At 66.4% G+C, this 1,383-nt stretch carries 1 protein-coding gene; it reads right to left on the bottom strand.

Annotation, left to right across the window (positions count from 1 at the left end):
* Positions 1-1,322, bottom strand: a 1,322-nt coding sequence (locus ACF1CT_RS37380; RefSeq protein ID WP_391788496.1) for an amino acid adenylation domain-containing protein, incomplete at its 3' end; no start/stop codon positions are given.
* Positions 1,323-1,383 lie beyond the last annotated feature (61 nt).

The following is a 1,383-nucleotide window of genomic DNA, read 5'->3' as shown; positions in this document are numbered from 1 at the left end:
ACCTGGAAGTCCGCACGCCCCAGAAACTCCACCGTGCCATCCGCCCGCCACCGGCCCAGATCACCCGAACGGTACATACGCTCACCCGAACCCACAAACGGATCCGCCACAAACCGCTCCGCCGACAGACCCGGACGATTCAGATACCCACGCGCCAACTGCGCACCCGCCAGATACAACTCACCCACCACACCCACCGGCACCAGACGCAGAGCCCCGTCCAGGACATACACACGGCTGTTCGCCACCGGAACACCGATCGACGGCGACACCGGCCACCCCGCCGGATCACCCTCCAAAGACAGAGCCGTGACCACATGGGTCTCGGTCGGACCGTAAAAGTTGTGCAGCCGCCTGCCCGGCACCGACGCAAAAAACTCCCGCACCGCACCACGCACAGCCAGCGCCTCACCCGCCTGCACCACATCCAACAACCCCGGCAGAACCACACCCAGCTCAGCAGCCGCCTCAGCAACCGCCTCCACCATCGGCATCGGAGCGAACAACTCACCCACCCCATGCTCAGCAAACCAGCGCACCAGCTCCACCGCACCCCGCCGCGTCTCATCACACGGCACCACCAGCACCTTGCCCGACCACAACGCCGAGAACATCTCATGCGCCGCCGCATCAAAACCCAACGCCGCGAACTGACCCGTCCGACCACCCACCCCACCCGGCAGCACCCCAGCATGCCAGGCCAGCAGATTCACCATCGCCCCCGCCGGGAACACCACACCCTTCGGCCGCCCCGTCGAACCCGACGTATACATCACATACAACGGATGCTCCGGCCGCAACACCACACCACCCCGCTCCGCCACAGACAAATCCCCACCCGCAAAACCCGACAGCCCCCGCACCGTCCCCTCATCCAGCACCACCCGCACCCGCCCACCCACCAACGACTCATCCAGCGCAACAGCCGACACCACCACCACCGGATCCGCATCCCCCAACATGAACGCAACCCGCTCCACCGGCAAACCCGGATCAACCGGCACATACGCCGCCCCCGACTTCACCACCGCCAGCAACGCCACCGGCAACCACTCCGAACGCGGCAACACCAACGCCACCACACGCTCCGGACCAGCACCCCCCTCCACCAACAACCGCGCCAGACGATTCGCCCGCACATTCAACTCCCCATACGTAAGCTCAACACCCCCGAACACCACCGCCGTCGCCCCCGGCGACACCGCCACCCGCGCCTCAAAACCCTCCGCCAACGACACCCACGGCACCCCCACCACCGCACCACCCCAAACCCCCGACAACCCACACCGCTCAGCCTCCGACAACACCTCCAGACCACTCACACGAACACCCGCATCAACCACCACCCCCGCCAACACCCGACCAAACCGCTCCACCAACCCC

Origin of the sequence: Streptomyces sp. NPDC014734, from assembly GCF_043083325.1 — a bacterium.
GTDB lineage: Bacteria > Actinomycetota > Actinomycetes > Streptomycetales > Streptomycetaceae > Streptomyces.
This window is presented reverse-complemented; position numbering and strand designations above follow the sequence as displayed.